This window comes from Gordonia amarae NBRC 15530, from assembly GCF_000241345.1.
GTDB classification, from domain to species: Bacteria; Actinomycetota; Actinomycetes; order Mycobacteriales; family Mycobacteriaceae; genus Gordonia; species Gordonia amarae.
The window spans coordinates 36,809-55,523 of sequence record NZ_BAED01000009.1; the positions used below are offsets into that span (position 1 = coordinate 36,809).

Annotated in this window: 13 protein-coding genes and 1 pseudogene; 3 read left to right on the forward strand and 11 right to left on the reverse strand. The window is 65.9% G+C overall.

Going from position 1 to position 18,715, the window contains the following annotated elements; translation table 11 throughout:
* Positions 1-28: 28 nt before the first annotated feature.
* The 6 genes and pseudogenes from GOAMR_RS02765 to GOAMR_RS02790 form a co-directional block, all read right to left on the reverse strand.
* Complete coding sequence (locus GOAMR_RS02765) at positions 29-847, reverse strand: pyruvate, water dikinase regulatory protein (RefSeq protein WP_005182500.1); 819 nt, start codon at positions 845-847, stop codon at positions 29-31.
* Positions 848-1,004: 157 nt separating this feature from the next.
* Positions 1,005-1,532, reverse strand: a pseudogene (gene ilvC / locus GOAMR_RS02770) (ketol-acid reductoisomerase); the annotation flags it as partial.
* 614 nt (positions 1,533-2,146) lie between these two features.
* The gene (locus GOAMR_RS23450; protein WP_005182508.1) at positions 2,147-3,577 is read right to left on the reverse strand and encodes an LGFP repeat-containing protein; all 1,431 of its coding nucleotides are present in this window, start codon (positions 3,575-3,577) and stop codon (positions 2,147-2,149) included.
* A gap of 177 nt (positions 3,578-3,754) precedes the next feature.
* Positions 3,755-4,768 carry a ketol-acid reductoisomerase gene (gene ilvC / locus GOAMR_RS02780; protein ID WP_005182512.1) on the reverse strand — a complete coding sequence of 338 codons (1,014 nt, stop codon included), beginning with the start codon at positions 4,766-4,768 and terminating at the stop codon, positions 3,755-3,757.
* A gap of 118 nt (positions 4,769-4,886) precedes the next feature.
* Entirely contained in the window at positions 4,887-5,390 is a 504-nt protein-coding gene (ilvN, locus tag GOAMR_RS02785; protein WP_005182515.1) for an acetolactate synthase small subunit, read from the reverse strand.
* Positions 5,387-7,345 carry an acetolactate synthase large subunit gene (locus GOAMR_RS02790; protein ID WP_005182517.1) on the reverse strand — a complete coding sequence of 653 codons (1,959 nt, stop codon included), beginning with the start codon at positions 7,343-7,345 and terminating at the stop codon, positions 5,387-5,389. The genes ilvN and GOAMR_RS02790 overlap by 4 nt, the downstream gene beginning before the upstream one ends.
* Before the next feature lie 238 nt (positions 7,346-7,583).
* Between GOAMR_RS02790 and GOAMR_RS02795 the strand changes: the two genes are divergently transcribed.
* Together GOAMR_RS02795 and ilvD are read left to right on the forward strand one after the other, a co-directional pair.
* Complete coding sequence (locus GOAMR_RS02795; RefSeq protein ID WP_005182520.1) at positions 7,584-8,123, forward strand: PH domain-containing protein; 540 nt, start codon at positions 7,584-7,586, stop codon at positions 8,121-8,123.
* A 214-nt stretch (positions 8,124-8,337) separates the two neighbouring features.
* On the forward strand, positions 8,338-10,182 hold the full coding sequence (ilvD, locus tag GOAMR_RS02800; protein ID WP_005182523.1) for a dihydroxy-acid dehydratase: 1,845 nt from the start codon (positions 8,338-8,340) through the stop codon (positions 10,180-10,182).
* 138 nt (positions 10,183-10,320) lie between these two features.
* Here ilvD and GOAMR_RS25440 read toward each other — a convergent pair whose 3' ends face one another.
* Positions 10,321-11,871: a DoxX family membrane protein gene (locus GOAMR_RS25440; RefSeq protein WP_005182526.1), complete on the reverse strand. Its 1,551-nt coding sequence runs from the start codon at positions 11,869-11,871 to the stop codon at positions 10,321-10,323.
* Positions 11,872-11,981: 110 nt separating this feature from the next.
* Positions 11,982-13,217: a DoxX family protein gene (locus tag GOAMR_RS02810; protein ID WP_050942564.1), complete on the reverse strand. Its 1,236-nt coding sequence runs from the start codon at positions 13,215-13,217 to the stop codon at positions 11,982-11,984.
* A 476-nt stretch (positions 13,218-13,693) separates the two neighbouring features.
* Between GOAMR_RS02810 and GOAMR_RS02815 the strand changes: the two genes are divergently transcribed.
* Entirely contained in the window at positions 13,694-14,779 is a 1,086-nt protein-coding gene (locus GOAMR_RS02815) for a PQQ-dependent sugar dehydrogenase (RefSeq protein ID WP_040514177.1), read from the forward strand.
* Positions 14,780-14,860: 81 nt separating this feature from the next.
* Here GOAMR_RS02815 and GOAMR_RS02820 read toward each other — a convergent pair whose 3' ends face one another.
* Genes GOAMR_RS02820 through GOAMR_RS02830 form a run of 3 tightly spaced genes read right to left on the reverse strand, consistent with a single transcriptional unit; the run spans position 14,861 to position 18,715 of the window.
* Entirely contained in the window at positions 14,861-15,550 is a 690-nt protein-coding gene (locus tag GOAMR_RS02820) for a response regulator (RefSeq protein WP_005182533.1), read from the reverse strand.
* On the reverse strand, positions 15,547-18,078 hold the full coding sequence (locus tag GOAMR_RS02825; RefSeq protein WP_005182535.1) for a DUF4118 domain-containing protein: 2,532 nt from the start codon (positions 18,076-18,078) through the stop codon (positions 15,547-15,549). Before GOAMR_RS02825 ends, GOAMR_RS02820 begins: the two co-directional genes overlap by 4 nt.
* 10 nt (positions 18,079-18,088) lie before the next feature.
* Positions 18,089-18,715 carry a potassium-transporting ATPase subunit C gene (locus tag GOAMR_RS02830; RefSeq protein WP_005182538.1) on the reverse strand — a complete coding sequence of 209 codons (627 nt, stop codon included), beginning with the start codon at positions 18,713-18,715 and terminating at the stop codon, positions 18,089-18,091.

The window sequence follows — 18,715 nt, forward strand, 5'->3', positions numbered from 1 at the left end:
AAGCCTTTCGGGTGGTGTGCGTGACCTGTCAGCGGTGGCGCAGATTCATCGTTGTGAGAATGACACTGGCCATCTCTTCCACGCTCATGGCGTGGGAGTTTATGAACGGAATCCCGTTGTCCCGATAGAGGGTTTCGGCGTCCCGCAGCTCGGTGCGGCAGCGTGCGAGGCTGGCGTAACCGCTGCCCGGCCGGCGTTCACCGCGTACCTGACTGAGTCGTTGCGGTGTGGTGGTCAGCCCGAACAGCCGATCCCGATACGGCTTGATGGCCTCGGGCAGGACACCCGGGCGGTCGTCGTCGGTGAGTGGATAATTGGCCACCCGCAGACCGTACTGCAGGGCCAGATACATCGCGGTGGGCGTCTTGCCACAGCGTGAGGGCGCGACGATGATCAGGTCGGCCCGGTCGACATGCCGCAGGGACTGTGCGTCGTCGTGGGCGAAGGTGTACTCCACCGCGTCGATACGGTCGTGGTAGCGGGCGAGGTCGCCGACGCGGTGATACTCGGTGGCATCCCCGGTGCGGGTGGCGTCCAGGGCTTCCTCGAGGTGCGTGAGGTGCGGACCGAGAAGGTCGATGATCTCCCCCGGTGCGTCCTGGAACTCTTCGGCCACACCGGCGGCACGGACGGTGACGAACACGATCGGCTTCACCGCCGACCCGGCGGCGGCCGCACGGATGATGCCGACGGCGCGCCGGGCCGCCTCCACCGAGTCGGTGAACGGCAGGACGTGCCGTTCGAACTCGAAATCCGGGAACTGCACGAGCAGCGCGTTACCCAGTGTCTCCGCCGTGATACCGGTGCTGTCGGAGACGAAGAACACCGGCCGCTGCTTCGGACTCACCAGGCCCCCTGTCGACGTTGACCGTATCCGTCAAGATATCAACCGGGCCGATCCACACCGCGAGGTGATGCCTGATTCAGGTGCCCATAACGCAGCCGGCCCCGCGTCCGGCGGACGCGGGGCCGACGATGTGCGAGCCGAAAGGCCGCCTGGAATGGATGGCGCGCATGCGCTCCTTGGTGTCGGCGTCGATGACCCGCGGACCCGACAGGTAACCACCGAACTCGGCGGTGTCGGACACCGAGTAGTTCATGCGGGCGATACCACCCTCATACATGAGGTCCACGATCAGCTTCAGCTCGTGCAGCACCTCGAAGTAGGCCATCTCCGGGGCGTAGCCGGCCTCCACCATGACCTCGAAACCGGTCTTGACCAATTCCTCGGTACCACCGCACAGCACGGCCTGCTCACCGAACAGGTCGGTCTCGGTCTCCTCCTTGAAGGTGGTCTTGATGACACCGGCACGGCCACCACCGATCGCGGAGGCGTAGCTCAGCGCCAGCGCCTGACCCTCACCCTTGGGATCCTGATCGACGGCGATCAGACACGGCACACCCTTGCCGTCGACATACTGACGACGCACCAGGTGACCGGGGCCCTTCGGCGCGACCATACCGATGGTCACATTCGCCGGCGGCTTGATCAGGCCGAATTGACCGAAGAACAGTGCATCGCCACCATTGAGATACGAGATCTGCCATAGCATTTCCCATCAGCATCGTTGCATAACCTGACTGAATCAGGTAAATAAGGGCAATGAGTTCCATCACATGGCCCAGGAAAATTGTGCCTTTCGCAGTCGCCACCGCAGTGATCGCCGGGATAATACTTATTGGATGCCAAGCATGGGAGGAGTTCTGGGACCCACCAAGCCAGGTTAACCTCGACGCCGATGCAGCAAGGGAAATGCTGGCTAACACATCCATCCCTCCCGGTTTCCACTTCGTACGCGGCCGAAAATGGCCACCCGCGATGGCCGGAACTGCTCGGTACGCCATTCGTTACAACGGTCCTGCGAGTAGCTACAGGAATCTACAAAGCGGGTCGGTCTCGGACAGTCTGGCAGAATTCAAAGAGACTGATTGCGACAAAGCGACGCTCCCTTGGGAGACGCACGACCTCGACTGGATAGGGCTAGTTTGCCCGCCCGGAACCACGGTGCGCATCGCCCGATGGCCCGGCAGAACTCCCGAAGACTCGCTGGGTATCAGCGAAACAGCATTGGTCCTTGCACGTAACCACGATGAGACCCGACTCATCTTTCTATACGCTGGAACATAGACCCCAGCGATCAGTCGATCAACGAAGACCTTCCCATTTGATTTGGCTACCGTGCCCAAATACCTGGAACCACTTGATGATGCCGAGCTTGAATCCCTCCACCGCAACGGCGGCCGCAACGTCCCCATAGCCATCACCATTGTTGTTTTCGCTGTAGTCGTAGATATCGTAGATGTGCGCTTGCTGCGCAAGCCGGACGGGATGATTCCCCACAGTCCCGGGCTTCACAATCACCGACATCGAATGATGACCCAAGGAGAAATAATAGTCGTCCTTCGCTCCGGTGACAGTTTCCCATGAAAGTTTGTTCTTCCGGTTGACGGACATGAGGATCGCATTGAACGGACGATTCTGCATATCAGCCATCCGGATCGCAACAGCCACCGTGTTGTCCCGATTCTTTGCTCGCACTTCCACTGGGGTAGGAAACTGGGAATCATGCGGACTTGTCTCATTCATCCAGTCATTTACTGTACTGGCATCCAAAGTCACATCAATGCCCGGATGCTGGTACAGCCTCTTCCAAAGATACCGAGCATTATCCAATCCTCCTACGGCAATCATCCCCCCATCAACTGCAGCCGCCGCGTTACGGTTGTCCTCCTTCTGATCCCCAGAAGGATCCTCGATCGTGTTCCATTTTGCCCACAGATCGGCAAAGTCCTCATCCTCACGTCGGGGTCGTGGGTATTCAGGATACTCAGGAAAGACCCAGGTGTCGTCGTCACCGATTTCGTCGTCGGCGTAGTCGACCTGGTGCACACCACCCAACTGGCCATCCCACAGGACAATCTGGCCCTTCTCGAAGTCCTGCGACACATCGTCGCCGTCGTAGGTCGGTTCGTCGATCGGATACCCATAAACACCCGCTTCACGCCCCGCCAATGCCCAGAACCACTCGATCGGCCCGAACACCGCGTGCGCACCGGTGTCGGGCGACCAATAGATTGAACCATTCTGGAATGTGTTGAACCGACCTACACCGTCCGGCGTCCTGGTTTCATCCGAGGTCGGAAAGCCGAGCGTACCCGTCTCACCTCCGAGCGCCAGCCACTTGTCGAGGATCTCACCCCCGATACTGTGCGCCCATGTCACCGGGTTCCAGTAGATTCGGCCACCCTGGAACTCCTGTCGACGACTGACACCGTCATCCAGGACGATCTCGTCCGTCGTCGGATACCGCAAGAACCCCTGCTCATAGCTGTGATCCCCGTACTTGGTGAGGAAGTCGTGAGCCACAGGGTGAGCCCCTGACGCGGCAGACCAGTAGATGCTGCCACCGAAGAAATCGGACCTCTTTCCTGTGTTCCCGGGATTCGCCTTCTCAGCGCTCTTCGGGAACAGCAAGAAGCTCGTCGGCCCCCCCATCTGGTTGTATTTGTCCCGGATGGCACCGCATACCGAGAACGGCGATGGCGGATATGCCTGGCACCCACTCTGTGTGGCCATGTCAGCTCCTTCGTCAGGCGCAAGACCCTACGCTGCGCCACAGAGACGCGCACGCGAATCACCCAAATAGCCCACACCGCCATCCGCACTGTTCACTCCGACGCCACGCAAAAAGGGCTGCCCGGGTCCCCATCCACATGGATGCGAACCCGGGCAGCCCCGAAGAAGCGCTACGGATCAGGCGGTTTCGGTGATCGGGCGATCCACCCAGCTCATCAGGTCACGCAGCTTCTTACCGGTCACCTCGATCGGGTGCTCGGCATTGGCCTTCCGCAGACCCTCCAGCTCCTTGTTGCCACCCTCGACGTTGGCGACCAGACGCTTGACGAAGGTACCGTCCTGGATGTCGGTGAGGATGGCGCGCATGCGCTCCTTGGTGTCGGCGTCGATGACCCGCGGACCCGACAGGTAACCACCGAACTCGGCGGTGTCGGACACCGAGTAGTTCATGCGGGCGATACCACCCTCATACATGAGGTCCACGATCAGCTTCAGCTCGTGCAGCACCTCGAAGTAGGCCATCTCCGGGGCGTAGCCGGCCTCCACCATGACCTCGAAACCGGTCTTGACCAATTCCTCGGTACCACCGCACAGCACGGCCTGCTCACCGAACAGGTCGGTCTCGGTCTCCTCCTTGAAGGTGGTCTTGATGACACCGGCACGGCCACCACCGATCGCAGAGGCGTAGCTCAGCGCCAGCGCCTGACCTTCACCCTTGGGGTCCTGGTCGACGGCGATCAGACACGGCACACCCTTGCCGTCGACGTACTGACGGCGCACCAGGTGACCGGGACCCTTCGGGGCGACCATACCGATGGTGACATTGGCCGGCGGCTTGATCAGGCCGAAGTGGATGTTCAGGCCGTGACCGAAGAACAGCGCGTCGCCGTCCTTGAGGTTGGGCTCGATGTCCTCGGTGAAGATGGTGGCCTGGCTGGTGTCGGGGGCCAGCAGCATGATGACGTCGGCCCAGGCGGCGGCCTCGGCGTTGGTGAGCACCTTCAGGCCCTGCTCCTCCGCCTTCTCCCGCGACTTGCTGCCCTCGCGCAGGCCGATCGCGACCTCCACGCCGGAGTCGCGCAGCGACAGCGAGTGCGCATGTCCCTGGCTGCCGTAGCCGATGACAGCGACCTTGCGGCCCTGGATGATCGACAGATCAGCGTCGTCGTCGTAGAAAAGTTCGATCGCCACAGTGGTTCCCTTCGATATGTGGCCCGCGGAGAAACTCGGCGTTCCTCACGGAGTGGGTATTGCTATCAGTCTTAGCCGATCGGCCCGGAACGAATCCCGGTGGGCCGGTCAGCGGTTGTCAGCGGTTTGTCGACATGCTCTTGGGACCGCGGCCCAGCGCCACGGCACCGGACTGCGCGATCTCCCGGATACCGTACGGGTCGAGCATCCGCAGCAGCGCCTCGAGCTTCTCCGAAGTGCCGGTGGCCTCGATGGTCAGCGACTCGGGCGAGACGTCGATCACCTTGGCGCGGAACAGATTCACCACTTCGAGAACCTCGCTGCGCACCGTCGCATCCGAACGCACCTTGATCAGCATCAGCTCACGCGCCACCGACGACGACGGATCCTGCTCGACGATCTTGATGACGTTGATGAGCTTGTTGAGCTGCTTGGTGACCTGTTCGAGCGGGAAGTCCTCGACGCTGACCATGATGGTCATCCGCGAGACGCCCTTGAGTTCGGTCGGACCCACCGCGAGCGACTCGATGTTGAAGCCGCGCCGCGAGAACAGCGAGGACACACGGGCCAGAACGCCCGGCAGGTCCTCGACCAGCACGCTGAGGGTATGTGTGGTGCTCACTGCTCGTCCTTCTTGCCTGTGGCGGCCGCGTCCGGGCGGGCCATCGTTTCGTGGATGTCGACGGGATCGGACACCGAGTCCTCCTCGTCGAACAGCGGCCGGATGTCGCGGGCGGCCATGATCTCGTCGTTGCTGGTGCCGGCGGCGACCATCGGCCACACCTGGGCGTCCTTGCCGACGATGAAGTCGACGACCACTGGACGGTCGTTGATGGCGCGGGCCTGCGCGATCACCTCGTCGACGTCGGCCTCGTTCTCCACCCGGAACGCCGCGCAGCCCAGGGCCTCGGCGAGCTTGACGAAGTCGGGGATCATCTTCGAATGCGTCGACAGGTCGGTGTTGGAGTACCGCTGGTCGTAGAACAGGGTCTGCCACTGGCGGACCATGCCCAGGTTGCCGTTGTTGATGAGCGCGACCTTGATCGGGATGCCCTCGATGGCGCAGGTGGCCAGTTCCTGATTGGTCATCTGGAAGCAGCCGTCGCCGTCGATCGCCCACACCTCGGTCTCCGGGGAGGCCATCTTGGCGCCCATCGCGGCCGGCACGGCGTAGCCCATGGTGCCCAGACCGCCCGAGTTGAGCCAGCTGCGCGACTTCTCGTACGAGATGAACTGCGCGGCCCACATCTGGTGCTGGCCGACACCCGCGACATACACGGCGTCGGGTCCGGCGGCCTTGCCGATGGACGAGATGACGAACTCCGGCGACATCGAACCATCGGACTGGCGGTCGTAGCTCAGCGGATAGGTGCTGCGCATCTTGTTCAGGTATGCCCACCACTCGCTGATATCGGGGACAGCCGGGTTGGTCGCACGCTCGCTGCGCAGAGTCTCGATCAGGTCGACGATGACAGCCTGGCAGTCACCGACGATCGGCACGTCGACGGCACGGTTCTTGCCGATCTCGGCCGGATCGATGTCGGCGTGGATGACCTTGGCGTCGGGCGCGAACGAATCGAGCTGGCCGGTGACGCGGTCGTCGAAACGGGCACCGAGCGTGATCAGCAGGTCGCTGCGCTGCAGGGCGGCCACCGCGGCGACGGTGCCGTGCATGCCGGGCATACCCAGGTGCTGCTGGTGGCTGTCGGGGAACGCACCGCGCGCCATCAGGGTGGTGACCACCGGAATGCCGGTCAGCTCGGCAAGTTCCAGCAGTTCGGCCGACGCGTTGGCCTTGATGACACCACCGCCGACGTAGAGGACGGGGGCTTTGGCGGCGTTGATCAGCCGCGCGGCCTCACGCACCTGCTTGCCGTGCGGCTTGGTGACCGGCCGATAGCCGGGCAGGTCGATCTGCGGCGGCCACGAGAAGGTGGTCTGCGCCTGCAGGATGTCCTTGGGGATGTCGACGAGAACCGCACCGGGACGGCCACTTTCGGCGATATGGAACGCCTCGGCCATCACCTTCGGGATGTCGGCGGCGGCCTTCACCAGGAAGTTGTGCTTGGTGACCGGCATCGTGATACCCGAGATGTCGGCTTCCTGGAAGCCGTCGGTGCCGATGAGATGGCGGGCCACCTGACCGGTGATCGCGACCACCGGGACCGAGTCCATCTGGGCGTCGGCGAGCGGGGTCACCAGGTTGGTGGCACCCGGACCCGAAGTGGCCATCATGACACCCGCACGGCCCGCGACCTGGGCGTAACCGGTGGCAGCGTGACCCGCGCCCTGCTCGTGCCGGACCAAGACGTGCCGCACCTTGGTGGAATCGAGCAGCGGATCGTAGACCGGGAGGACCGCACCGCCGGGGATACCGAAGACCACGTCGACGCCGAGCTCCTCAAGCGAACGGACCACCGACTGTGCTCCGCTGACCCGCTCGGGGGCCACGACGTTCTGGGAGATGGCACGGAGGTTGCCGGCCGCGGGCGACGGCTGCCGGCCGCGTGCCGCGCCTGCTGCGATATCTGAGACTGGCGCTTCGCCCGCCCCACTGCGTGCTGTTGGTGCGCTCACTGCACGATCCTCATCTGATTTGACTGAACTGCTGCTGACAACAAAAAACCCTCGACAGCTGTGCTGTGCGAGGGTGGCGCGTCGATGCTTTGGGTCTACGAAGTGACCGGTCAGGCGACGACGCGCCGGCCGATTACTACGAGAAACTCAAACTGCATCACGGCAAACACCGTAGAACTGTTGCTACCGCAGAGTCAAACTCCGTCCCAAATGGTCCCATATTCTGAGAATGCGCAGGTTGACTGCCGTCATCGCGACCCGCTACCCGGACGACGTGAACCGATCCCCCACAATGGACGCCGTGGAAAAGAACCCGGCCGACCCCTCGCGCAACACGGCGGAACCGACAGACACCGAGCCCACGGCAGCCGACCCGACGGACACCGCGGCAGCCCCCGAGATCGAGCTGCCGGTCTCCTTCCGCATCAGCAAACTCGCCTACTTCTCCGTGCCACCTACCCTGATCGTCGCGGTGATCCTCGCCGGCGCCTCCATCGCCTGGCTGAGCTGGACCCTGATCATCCCCGTCCTCCTCGCCCTGTGGATCCACCGCCTGCGCACCGACATCACCGAGACCGGCCTGCACGTCGTCCACACCTTCGGCACCCAAAACCTGGCCTGGGACAGCATCGAGGGCCTGCAGTTCCCCAAGTGGTCGGCGGTACGCGCCGTCCTCGAGGACGGATCCCGGGTCCGGCTGCCCGCGATCGCCTTCCGCGACCTGCCACTCCTGTCGGCAGCGAGTGCGGGGCGCATTCCCAACCCGTATGACAAGTGAGCTTTTGTTGAGGTCGGCGGGCTGGGCGTAATCTTGCTGGGTGTGACGCTCACAGCATGGAGCGAATAACAGCCCACCGCCCGGTGTTGAACCAGAACGCCGAGCGCCGGCCGGCCAGCGGGAAACACCTCTGCCCTCGCCCCGACCGGCATCACCCACCGCACCAGAGGCCTTGAGAGTTCCACTCTCTCAAGGAGATTCAGAGGACATTGCAATGCCAGCCCTGAGATCACGAACCACCACCTTCGGTCGCGAAGCCGCCGGCGCACGCTCACTGTGGCGCGCCACCGGCATGACCGACGACGATTTCGGCAAGCCGATCGTGGCCATCGCCAACTCGTTCACCCAGTTCGTGCCCGGGCATGTGCACCTGCGCAATGTCGGTGAGATCGTCGCCGAGGCCGTGCGCGCCGCAGGTGGCGTGGCCAAGGAGTTCAACACCATCGCCGTCGACGACGGCATCGCCATGGGTCACGGCGGCATGCTGTACTCGCTGCCCAGCCGCGAGATCATCGCCGACTCCGTCGAATACATGGTCAACGCGCACACCGCCGACGCCCTGGTCTGCATCTCCAACTGCGACAAGATCACCCCGGGCATGCTGAACGCCGCGATGCGGCTCAACATCCCCACCGTGTTCGTCTCCGGCGGCCCGATGGAGGCCGGCAAGGCGGTCGTCGTCGGTGACATCGCGCACCCGTCGTCGGACCTGATCACCACCATCTCGGCGTCGGCCAACAGCGACGTCGACGATGACGGCCTCGACGAGGTCGAGCGCTCCGCGTGCCCCACCTGCGGTTCGTGTTCGGGCATGTTCACCGCCAACTCGATGAACTGCCTCACCGAAGCCCTCGGCCTCGCCCTGCCCGGCAACGGTTCGACGCTGGCCACCCACGAGGCGCGGCGCGCGCTGTTCGAGAAGGCCGGACGCATCGTCGTCGAAGCCGCCAACCGCTGGTACCGCAGCGACGACGCGTCGGTGCTGCCGCGCAACGTCGCCACCGGCACCGCCTTCCGCAACGCGATGGCGCTCGATGTGGCGATGGGCGGCTCCACCAACACCGTGCTGCACATCCTTGCCGCGGCGCAGGAGGGGGAGGTCGGCGACTTCGACCTGGCCACCATCGATGAGATCAGCCGCCGCGTGCCCTGCCTGTCGAAGGTGTCCCCCAACTCCGACTACCACATGGAGGACGTGCACCGTGCCGGCGGCATCCCCGCGATCCTCGGCGAACTCCGCCGTGCGGGCCTGATCGACGACTCGGCGAGCACCGTCCACAGCCCCAGCCTCGCGCAGGCGCTCGACGACTGGGACATCCGCGGCGGCAAGGCCGTCGACGAGGCGTTCGAGCTGTTCCACGCCGCCCCCGGCGGTGTGCGCACCACCGAACCGTTCTCCACCGCCAACCGGTGGAGCAGCCTCGACACCGACGCCGCGGGCGGCTGCATCCGTGACCTCGCACACGCCTACACCGTCGAAGGCGGCCTGTGCGTGCTGCGCGGCAACGTCGCCCCCGACGGCGCCGTCCTCAAGACCGCCGGCATCGACGAGGACCTGTGGACCTTCGAGGGCCCGGCCCGCGTCGTCGAAAGCCAGGAGGAGGCCGTGCAGGTCATCCTGTCCAAGACCATCCAGGCCGGTGAGGTGCTGGTGGTCCGCTACGAGGGCCCCGCGGGCGGTCCGGGAATGCAGGAGATGCTGCACCCGACCGCGTTCATGAAGGGCACCGGTATGGGCAAGAAGTGCGCGCTCATCACCGACGGCCGCTTCTCCGGCGGATCGTCGGGCCTGTCCGTCGGGCACATCTCCCCCGAGGCCGCCTCCGGCGGCACGATCGGCCTCATCGAAGACGGCGACCGCATCTTCATCGACGTCAAAACCCGGGCCCTGAAGGTGCTCGTCGACGACGAGGTCCTCGCCGAACGGCGCGCCAAGATGGAAGCCTCCGAGCGGCCGTGGCAGCCGAAGGACCGGGTTCGTCCGGTCACCATGGCGCTGCGCGCCTACGCCAAGATGGCCACCTCCGCCGACAAGGGTGCGGTGCGACAGGTCGACTGACACCGCAGTTCCTGTTGGTTGAGGTGCGAGCTCGCGAGCCTCGAAGCCTGACGAGACGACATTGTCGGCTCGCGGGGTTTCGAGGCTCGTCGCTTGCGCTCCCCGCACCTCAACCGGCAGGGTGGAAGGCTTGCGCGATCAGGGAATCGGGTTGCCCGGGGAGTTCAGCGGGTTGGTCCCGTTGAACAGCACCCAGATCGCGGCCGCGGCCGCCACGCTGACCAGGATCAGGCCCAACGAGCCCCATTTGGGGTGAGTGGTCCAGCCCCTGCCGTAGTCCAGCGCGATCCGTCCCGGACCGGTGAGCAGGATCGCCAGCGCCGCGCAGATCAGCAGTAGCTCGTACTCGATGCCCACACCGGCGCCGGTGAAGTACCACAGGCCACCGGCGAGGGTGACCTTGTAGGTGGCGGCGACCAGCATCACGCCGAGTTCCGCCGACGCCGCGATCGGGGTGAGCAGCCCGAGGATCAGCAGCGCGCCGCCCGCGGTTTCGCTGACCGCGCCCAGGATCGACAGCCAGCCCGTCGCCGACCCATCGAAACCGATCGACGGATTGGCCGCGTTGGTGAGGAAGGCCTCGAACCCGTCGAGTCCGGGTCCATTCCACCAGCCGAAAAGTTTCTGCAACCCGTGTGCCAGCGCCGCGGCGCCGACCGCGACGCGCAACACCAGCAGACCGATGTCGGTGGTGCCGCGCCGGGCGGGCGCCGGTTCGGCGAGCGCGGTGTCGTCGGCGGCAGCCGGATCGAATGTGTCGCGCGGATCCGCGCCGTCGACCACGTCCGGAAGGCCGTACGGTTCCGCGGGGCCGGCCGCCGAATACGCCATCGACGGTTCCGGCGTCAGCTCGTCGGTCGGCCGCACCGTGGCCAGATTGTCCTGCTCGTCGACGCCGGGATCGACGGGTGCCGGATTCCGGGAAGCAGCCAACTGAACGGTCGCCGCATCGGAATCGGTTGCGGTGGACTCCTCCAACGCGGGCACCTCGGGGTCCGTGTCGACATCGCCGGACGCGACCGACGGATATGCGGCGGTCGCGTCCGGATCACCCGGATCGGGTTCGGCCGGCTCGCGTTCGGCAGGCTCGTCGCCCCGGACACCGCCACCCGAGCGGAAGCCCGCCCACCGGGACTTCTTCGCCGGTCCGACCCGTTGCGGTACCGCGCGGCCCGTAGGACGCGCGATGACCTCCGTGACCTCCGACCCGTCAGGAACCGCAGGCGTGGGTTCGGGCACCGGAGCCGGTGCGGCCGTCGCAGCAGGTCCCGGGGCCGGCGCCTGCCCCTGCGCCGCGATCCCCGGCGCCTCGGGAGTCTGCCTCGGCGCACGGGCAACGGGAGCAAGCCGTTCCACGGGCGCCGGCGGCGGACCGGGCCGGGCCGGAGCGCTCCACCGCCGGTCCGCGGCCGGCGGGGGTACCGGTGCGCCCGGCGCCGACGGATCCTGTCGCCTGCCACGCACACTGGGTGTGACTCCGTCCACCTCCCCGGGGTCAAGATCATCGAGGTCATCGACCCGGCGCAGGCCCGGCCGCGCATGCCGCTCGTAGAAGTTGTCCCGGTCGCCGCCGGCCCGGGGACCTTGGGAAGGGGCGGCCGGGGGCCGCAGGCCCTCCGGAACCGGAATCGCTCCCGTCGGCTCGTCGTACGGGCTTGCGCCGTTGCCGTCGTCGCTGTCACCGCTCACAGAATTGACTCTAGGCATTTCCGGCCATCGTCTGCCGGATGACGCGGCGGCGAGTCGGCCACAGCTGAACCCGGACCCCGCTCCGGTCAGGTCGGTACTGCTCGGGGCCGTCAGCCCGGGTTGCCCGGCGAACCCAGCGGATTGGTCCCGTTGAACACCACCCAGAGGGCCACCGCAGCACCGATGCCCAGCACCGCCAGTGCCCACGAACCCCACTTCGGGTGCGTCGTCCACCCTCTGCCGTAGTCCAAGGCGAACCGTCCCGGGCCGAGAAGCAGGATCACCAGCGACGCGCCGATCAACAGCACCGAGTACTCGATGCCGCCGTGGCCGTCGGCGAAGTACCACAGGCCACCCGCCAGCGTCACCCTGTAGAGCGCACCGACCACCAGCACGCCCAGCACCGTCGACGCTGCCACCGGCGACACCAACCCGACGATGAGGAGCGCACCACCCGCGGTCTCGGCGATGGCGCCCAACGGCGCCAGCCATCCGGTCGCCGATCCGTCGAACCCGATAGACGGATCGGGCGCATTGGCAAGGATGCTCTCGAATCCGTTCAGGCCGGGACCGTCCCACACGCCGACCAGTTTCTGCAGACCGTGCATGAGGGCCGCCGCACCGACGGCCACCCGGAGGATGAGCAACCCGATATCGAGCGCCCGCCGTGGGGGCGTATGAACGGGATCGGCCTCCTCCTGCGCGGCTGTCTCCTGCTCAGCGTCAGCCTCGTTCTCGGCATCAGCGGAGTCCGCCGGTTCGTTCCCTCCAACCGGTGCAGACTCTTCGGCGGTCTCGGGCGCAGCGGCTACGGGCATCGGACTGGTCACCGCGACCGCGGGAGGCACCTCCGGTTCGGCCGGAAACTCGTATACGACAGGCTCCGCCCACGCCCACTCCCCGGAATAGTCCACAGGCGTGGAGTACTGCGACTGCTCCGCCTGCGCGGGTTGCTCCGCCGACTCACCGGGAACGGACTGCTCGACCTGCTCCGCAGGGACCGATTCCATCACCGGCTCGACCTGCACGAACTGCTCCACCTGATCATCAGACGCGGGCCCCTCCACCTGCTCGACCGGTATGGACCCGGCCGACTCAACCGGCGAACAACAGTCCACTGCGTCGGTCGGGTCAGCCACACCGGCAGGGTCCGACAGGCCGGGTACTTCGGCGGGTTCGGTGGGCCCGGGTGGCATGTCCCGGGTGAGCTGCTCGGCCGAATCGGGTACCTCCACCAACGGCTCGTCGGTATCGGCACGCTCAGGTGTGACGAGGGCCGCCGACGAGGCCCGCGTCGTGAGCGGTGCCGCGACCGGCGGCATCCCCCGGACGGAGCGCCGGTTCATCAATCGCGCCACGACCGGAGCCCAGCGTGACCACCTGCCCTGCGACGCCACCGCTGCCGGCGCGGGCGGTCCGGTCATGGCCGACGGCGGAGCGGCCCCCTCGTCGGTTGCCGAAGGACGCTCCTCTTCCCGGTCTTCCACCCGATCCGGCCCTGCCTCCGGATGCGGTCGCCCGTCATCCACCGAGACGGCTCCGATCCTCTGATCGTTTGCGCTGCACATGATTCCATCCTCGTGATTGCTACCCTGCCTCTCTGAGTACACGGATCCGATACGGTTCTCAGCCGTAGGCGCGATAACCACCCGTTGGGTCTAGGCCCAGATCGGACTCGGGCCCGGGACCGGCAGATCGCTACTGTGGGGGCATGCGAGATCGGTATGCCACCAAGGCCCACGGTGCCGGGGATCGGGCCGCGACGACATCACCGAAACCTCGCCGGGCACTACTCGGCGTCGTGGCGGTGCTCGGCGCGGCGATGCTGACCCTGTCCGGCTGCGTCAGCTTCAGCGATCAGGACCAGACCCGGGAGGCCGGGAAGTTCAGCAACAATCCCGTTCCCGACATCATCGCTCCCAAAACTCCCGACACACCGGCCGAACCCAGCGAGGACCAGCAGGGCCCGCCACCCACCGGGCCGTGCGTCGACCCCGACAACGCGGTGATCGCCACGTGCCTCGCCTCCACCGGTGGCGTGCATCCCGCCGACTCCGAGGGCAAGACCACTTACGTCGCCGAACGCACCACCGGCAAGATCATCGTATCCAAAAGGTATGGGCCGCAACGTGTTCTGGCCACCATCCCGGTCGACGCCAGCGGCGACGGCGGGCTGATCGACTTCGCCTTCTCTCCCACCTACGGCCAGGACGGACTGATCTTCGCGCTGATCACCACCGGCAGCGACAACCGCGTCGTGCGGGTGGCCGCCGGCGACGTCCCCAAACCGATCCTCACCGGAATCCCCAAGGGCGCAGGCGGAAACATGGGATCGATGTACTTCCAGTCGGCCACCGAACTGATCGTCGCCACCGGTGACGCGGGCAGCCGGGCGGCCGCCTCGGACCCGTCGTCGCTCGCGGGCAAGATCCTGAAGGTATCCCCGTTCCGTGACGCCGGCCGCCCCCAAGTCGTCGCGAGCGGATTCGGCGGCAACGTCGCGCTGTGCCCCGACTCCGAAAGCAAGACCCTCTATGTCGCCGACCACGGCGAGGCCGGCGACCGGTTGTTCTCCGTCGACAAGAACGGCCCCAAGAAGCTGTGGCAGTGGGACGACAACCCGCAGATCGGCGGCTGCGCGGCCTCCGGTGGCGTCATCTATGTCGCGATGACCCGCGCGCGGCGCATCGACTCCATCGCCGCCCCCACCGCGCAGAAACCGACCGTCACCAACCCGGCACCCGCCGACGTCGCCAAACGATTCGGCCACGTGGCCCGCCTGGCCCCCATCCCCGGCGGCGTCCAGCTCGCCACCGTCAACAAGTCCGTCCCCCGGGCGGACGTGAAGACCTACGACGACCGCGTCGCCATCTTCAACCCGCCGCAGCCCACCGAAGACCGTATGTAACCCGGTAAGGCCGGATTCAGCGATCCTCGGGCCTCATTGGGTCCGACCGACTTGGGTGGCCAGGATGTTGCGCCCGGCGCCTCAGAGGACCAGACGGTATCCCATTCCCGCTTCGGTGAGCAGGTGCCGCGGGTGGGTGGGATCGGCTTCGAGCTTGCGACGCAGGCCGGCCAGATACACGCGCAGGTAGTTGGTTTGCGTCCTGTAGGACGGTCCCCACACGTGGGTGAGGATGTCACTCTGGCTCACCAGGTTGCCCTGATGTCGGGCCAGCAATTCCAGGATCCCCCATTCGGTCGGGGTCAGGTGTACGTCGGTTCCGGCGCGGGTCACCTTCTTCGCACGCAGGTCGACGGTGAACTCGCTGGTTTCGATCACCGGGTCACCGCCGTCAGCGACGGTACTTCCGCGGCGCACCGCGGCGCGCAGCCGGGCCAGGAACTCCTCCATCCCAAAGGGTTTGGTTACGTAGTCATCGGCGCCCGCGTCCAGGGCCTGGACCTTGTCGGAGGCGTCGGTGCGCGCTGAAAGCACGATCACCGGGACGTTGGTCCAGCCACGCAGACCCGCGAGGACGGTGAAGCCGTCGATGTCGGGTAGCCCGAGGTCGAGCACGATCACATGCGGATTGGTCCGGGCGGCGGCCGCAAGTGCATCCGAACCCGCGGCAACAGTGGTGACGTCGAAGCCGCGGGCATTGAGGTTGATGCGCAGGGTGCGCAGCATCTGGGGTTCATCGTCGACGACCAGGACCCGGACCTTGTCGCTCATGATGACGCGTTGGGTTCGGGGGACGTCGGGAGGTCGATGACCATCGTCAAACCCCCACCTCGGGTGTCGCGGGGCGTTATCGTACCGTGCATAGCGTTGACAAATCCTTGCGCGACCGAGAGTCCCAACCCGACACCGATACCCGCATTCTGATCACCGAGTCGCTGGAACGCGGCAAAGATCCTGTCTCGCTCCTCCGCAGGTATTCCGATGCCGTGATCGGTCACGCAGATCAACGCTCGCGGCGGATCGGCTGCGGTGAGGTGAGCGGTGATCCGGATCGGCGAGGATGTGCGGCTGTGCCGCAGTGCGTTGTCGATCACATTCGCGAGCGCCCGTTCGAGCAGGCCGGGATCTGCGTAGACGAGCAGTTGGTCCACATCGATCTCGAGCCGGCTCACCACGGCCGAGTCGAACCGGGAAATGCCGACGGTAGCCCGGTCAATGATTTCGGTCAGGTACACGACCTGCAGGTCCGGGCGCACGGCGCCGGCGGCGAGCCGCGACGAGTCGAGGAGGTTGCCGACGAGGGCGGTGAGGTGATCGGTGGATTCCTCGATGGTGGCCAGCAGTTCTGCTGTGTCCCCGGGCGAGAATGTCACGTCGGTTCCGCGAAGGCTCGACACCGAGGCCTTGACCGCCGCCAGCGGGGTGCGCAGATCATGGCTCACCGCCGTCAACAACGCTCTTCGGAGGTGATCTGTCTCGGCGAGAACCCTCGCCTCCGCAGCTTCGGCAGCGAGTTGCCGACGCTGAACCACACCGGCGGCCTGGGTTGCGACCGCTGCCAGCGGACGACGGTCCCGGCCTTCGAGGGTCTTGCCGCGTAATAACATCTCGAACTCGCCTCCGGGTACCGGGCACACCGTATCGGCCTCATCGGCCGTGCGGGGTGGCCGGGCCCCGACCGATCCCTCTATGGTGTTCGGCTTGCGATGACCGACCCGCACGAACGACACCGCCTCCTGCTCGTAGGTTTCGCAGACCTGTGCCAGCAGACCGTCGAGGCCTTCGCCGCTCAGTACGGCGCCGGCGAAGGTCGCCATCAGTTCGGCGTCGCGTGCGGCGCGTTGGGCCTGCACCCGCCGGACTGCGGCCGAATCAACCAGCGCAGCAACGGCTATCGCGACCACCAGCAATACGATGATGGTGATGAGATTGTCTACCTCCTTGATCGTGAACGAGTGGCGTGGCGAGGTGAAGAAGTAGTTGAGGAGCAGCCCGGACACAATCGCGGACAACGCCGCCGGACCGATACCGCCCAGCATCGACACCGCGAGCACGACGACGAAGAACAGGGCCGATTCACTCGCGATCCCGAGCCGACTGTCGAGCAGACCGACGAATACTGCCGCTACCGCCGGGACCCCAACCGCACACATCCAGCTCCGCCGACGGTAAAATCGGTTGTGCCTGATGTCAAGCCGACGGGTCTTCTTGGTCTCCTCGTGGGTGACCATGTGCACATCGATCTTGCCCGATTCCCGGACCACGGTGTTGCCCACACCTTCGTCGAACAGCCGCTGCCACCGTGAGCGGCGCGAGGTACCGAGCACGAGTTGAGTGGCGTTCACTCCACGTGCGAACTCAAGCAGCGCGGTGGGCACGTCGTCGCCGGCAATGGTGTGGACCCGCGTACCGAGCCCTTGTGCCAGTTCTGTGATCGCGCTGAGATCCACCGTCGTCGGATCGGCCAGGCCATCGCCACGCACAATGTGCACCACGCTCAGTTCCGCGCTCGACCGAGAGGCGATCCGGCTGGCGCGCCGGAGCAATGTCGCCGACTCCGGTCCCCCGGTGATGGCAACGAGCACCCGTTCGCGTGCCTCCCACGTAGCGGTGATTGCATGTGCTGATCGATAGTCGGCGAGGTTGTCGTCGACCTGGTCGGCCAACCAGAGCAGGGCGAGCTCGCGCAATGCTGTGAGGTTGCCTTGCCGGAAGTAGTTGGCCAGTGCGCCGCCGATCCGGTCGCCGGGGTACACCTTGCCGGCCGAGAGTCGTTGTCGCAGAGCCTCCGGGGCGATGTCGACCAGTTGGATCTGGTCGGCGTCGCGGACGACGTCGTCGGGAACCGTCTCGCGTTGGACGATTCCCGTGATCTGTTGAACAACGTCGTTCAAGCTCTCCAGATGCTGGATGTTGATCGTGGAGAGTACGTCGATTCCGGCGTCGCGCAGCGCCTCGATATCCTGCCAGCGTTTGGCGTTGCGGGATCCGGGCGCGTTGGTGTGGGCCAGCTCGTCCACCAACGCCACCCGCGGTGCACGTGCCAAAACGGCATCGAGGTCCATCTCCTCAAGAATCGTGCCGCCGTGATCGACAGGCCGTCGGGGAACGATTTCGAGGTCGGCAGTCATCGCAGCGGTGTGGACGCGTCCATGTGATTCGACCACCGCGACGACAACATCGACGCCCTCGGCGATCAATGCGTGGGCCTGGGCCAGCATCTCGTACGTCTTGCCCACGCCGGGGGCACACCCGAGGTAGACCTCGAGCGTGCCCCGGTTCTGCGTGGCTTTCACCATGGTGTCGACGTTAATCGCAGTTCGGCGCGGTCAGGCCCAGGCCCACGTTGACCTGGAGAACATTCACTCCCGGTTGACCGAGGAACCCGAGCTGACGCCCGTCCGTGTGGGCCTTGATCAACGCACGGACGCGCTCCTGGCTGATCTGGTTCTCCCGGGCGATCCGTGGCACCTGCAGTTCCGCGTAGGCCTGACTGATATCCGGATCCAGTCCCGACCCCGACCCGGTCACGGCGTCCGGCGGGACCTGGGCCGGAGTGACACCTTCCCGGGTTGCGATGATCAGCCGGCGGGCGTCGATCCAGCCGGCCAGTTTGTCGCTGCCGGGTCCCTGGTTGCTCGCCGCGGACGCGGACGGGTCCCCGGGTGCCATCGGATCGTCTACCGACCCCAGTACCCGGGCGTGCAGGTACTTGTCGGGCTGGCCGGCCTGAACCCGGGGGTCGACACCGATCAGGCTCGAGCCCACCGCGCATCCGCCGGCGTCGGTTACCTGCGATCCTTCGGCGGATGTCGAGCCTACCCGCGACACGGCCCACACAAGAGCCGGATACCCTGCACCCAGGATGAGGGTCATGGCCAACAGGATCGATAGGCCGACGACGCACTGCCTGAGCCACGAACTGACGGTATTCAT

Bases quoted from the DNA above. Each gene is read 5' to 3' on its own strand.
- GOAMR_RS02830 (WP_005182538.1), bottom strand. From the start codon at position 18,715: ATGAATACCGTCAGTTCGTGGCTCAGGCAGTGCGTCGTCGGCCTATCG.
- GOAMR_RS02820 (WP_005182533.1), bottom strand. From the start codon at position 15,550: ATGAGCGACAAGGTCCGGGTCCTGGTCGTCGACGATGAACCCCAGATG.
- GOAMR_RS23450 (WP_005182508.1), bottom strand. From the start codon at position 3,577: ATGGCCACACAGAGTGGGTGCCAGGCATATCCGCCATCGCCGTTCTCG.
- ilvD (WP_005182523.1), top strand. From the start codon at position 8,338: ATGCCAGCCCTGAGATCACGAACCACCACCTTCGGTCGCGAAGCCGCC.
- GOAMR_RS02815 (WP_040514177.1), top strand. From the start codon at position 13,694: ATGCTGACCCTGTCCGGCTGCGTCAGCTTCAGCGATCAGGACCAGACC.
- GOAMR_RS02810 (WP_050942564.1), bottom strand. From the start codon at position 13,217: ATGAACCGGCGCTCCGTCCGGGGGATGCCGCCGGTCGCGGCACCGCTC.
- GOAMR_RS02825 (WP_005182535.1), bottom strand. From the start codon at position 18,078: ATGGTGAAAGCCACGCAGAACCGGGGCACGCTCGAGGTCTACCTCGGG.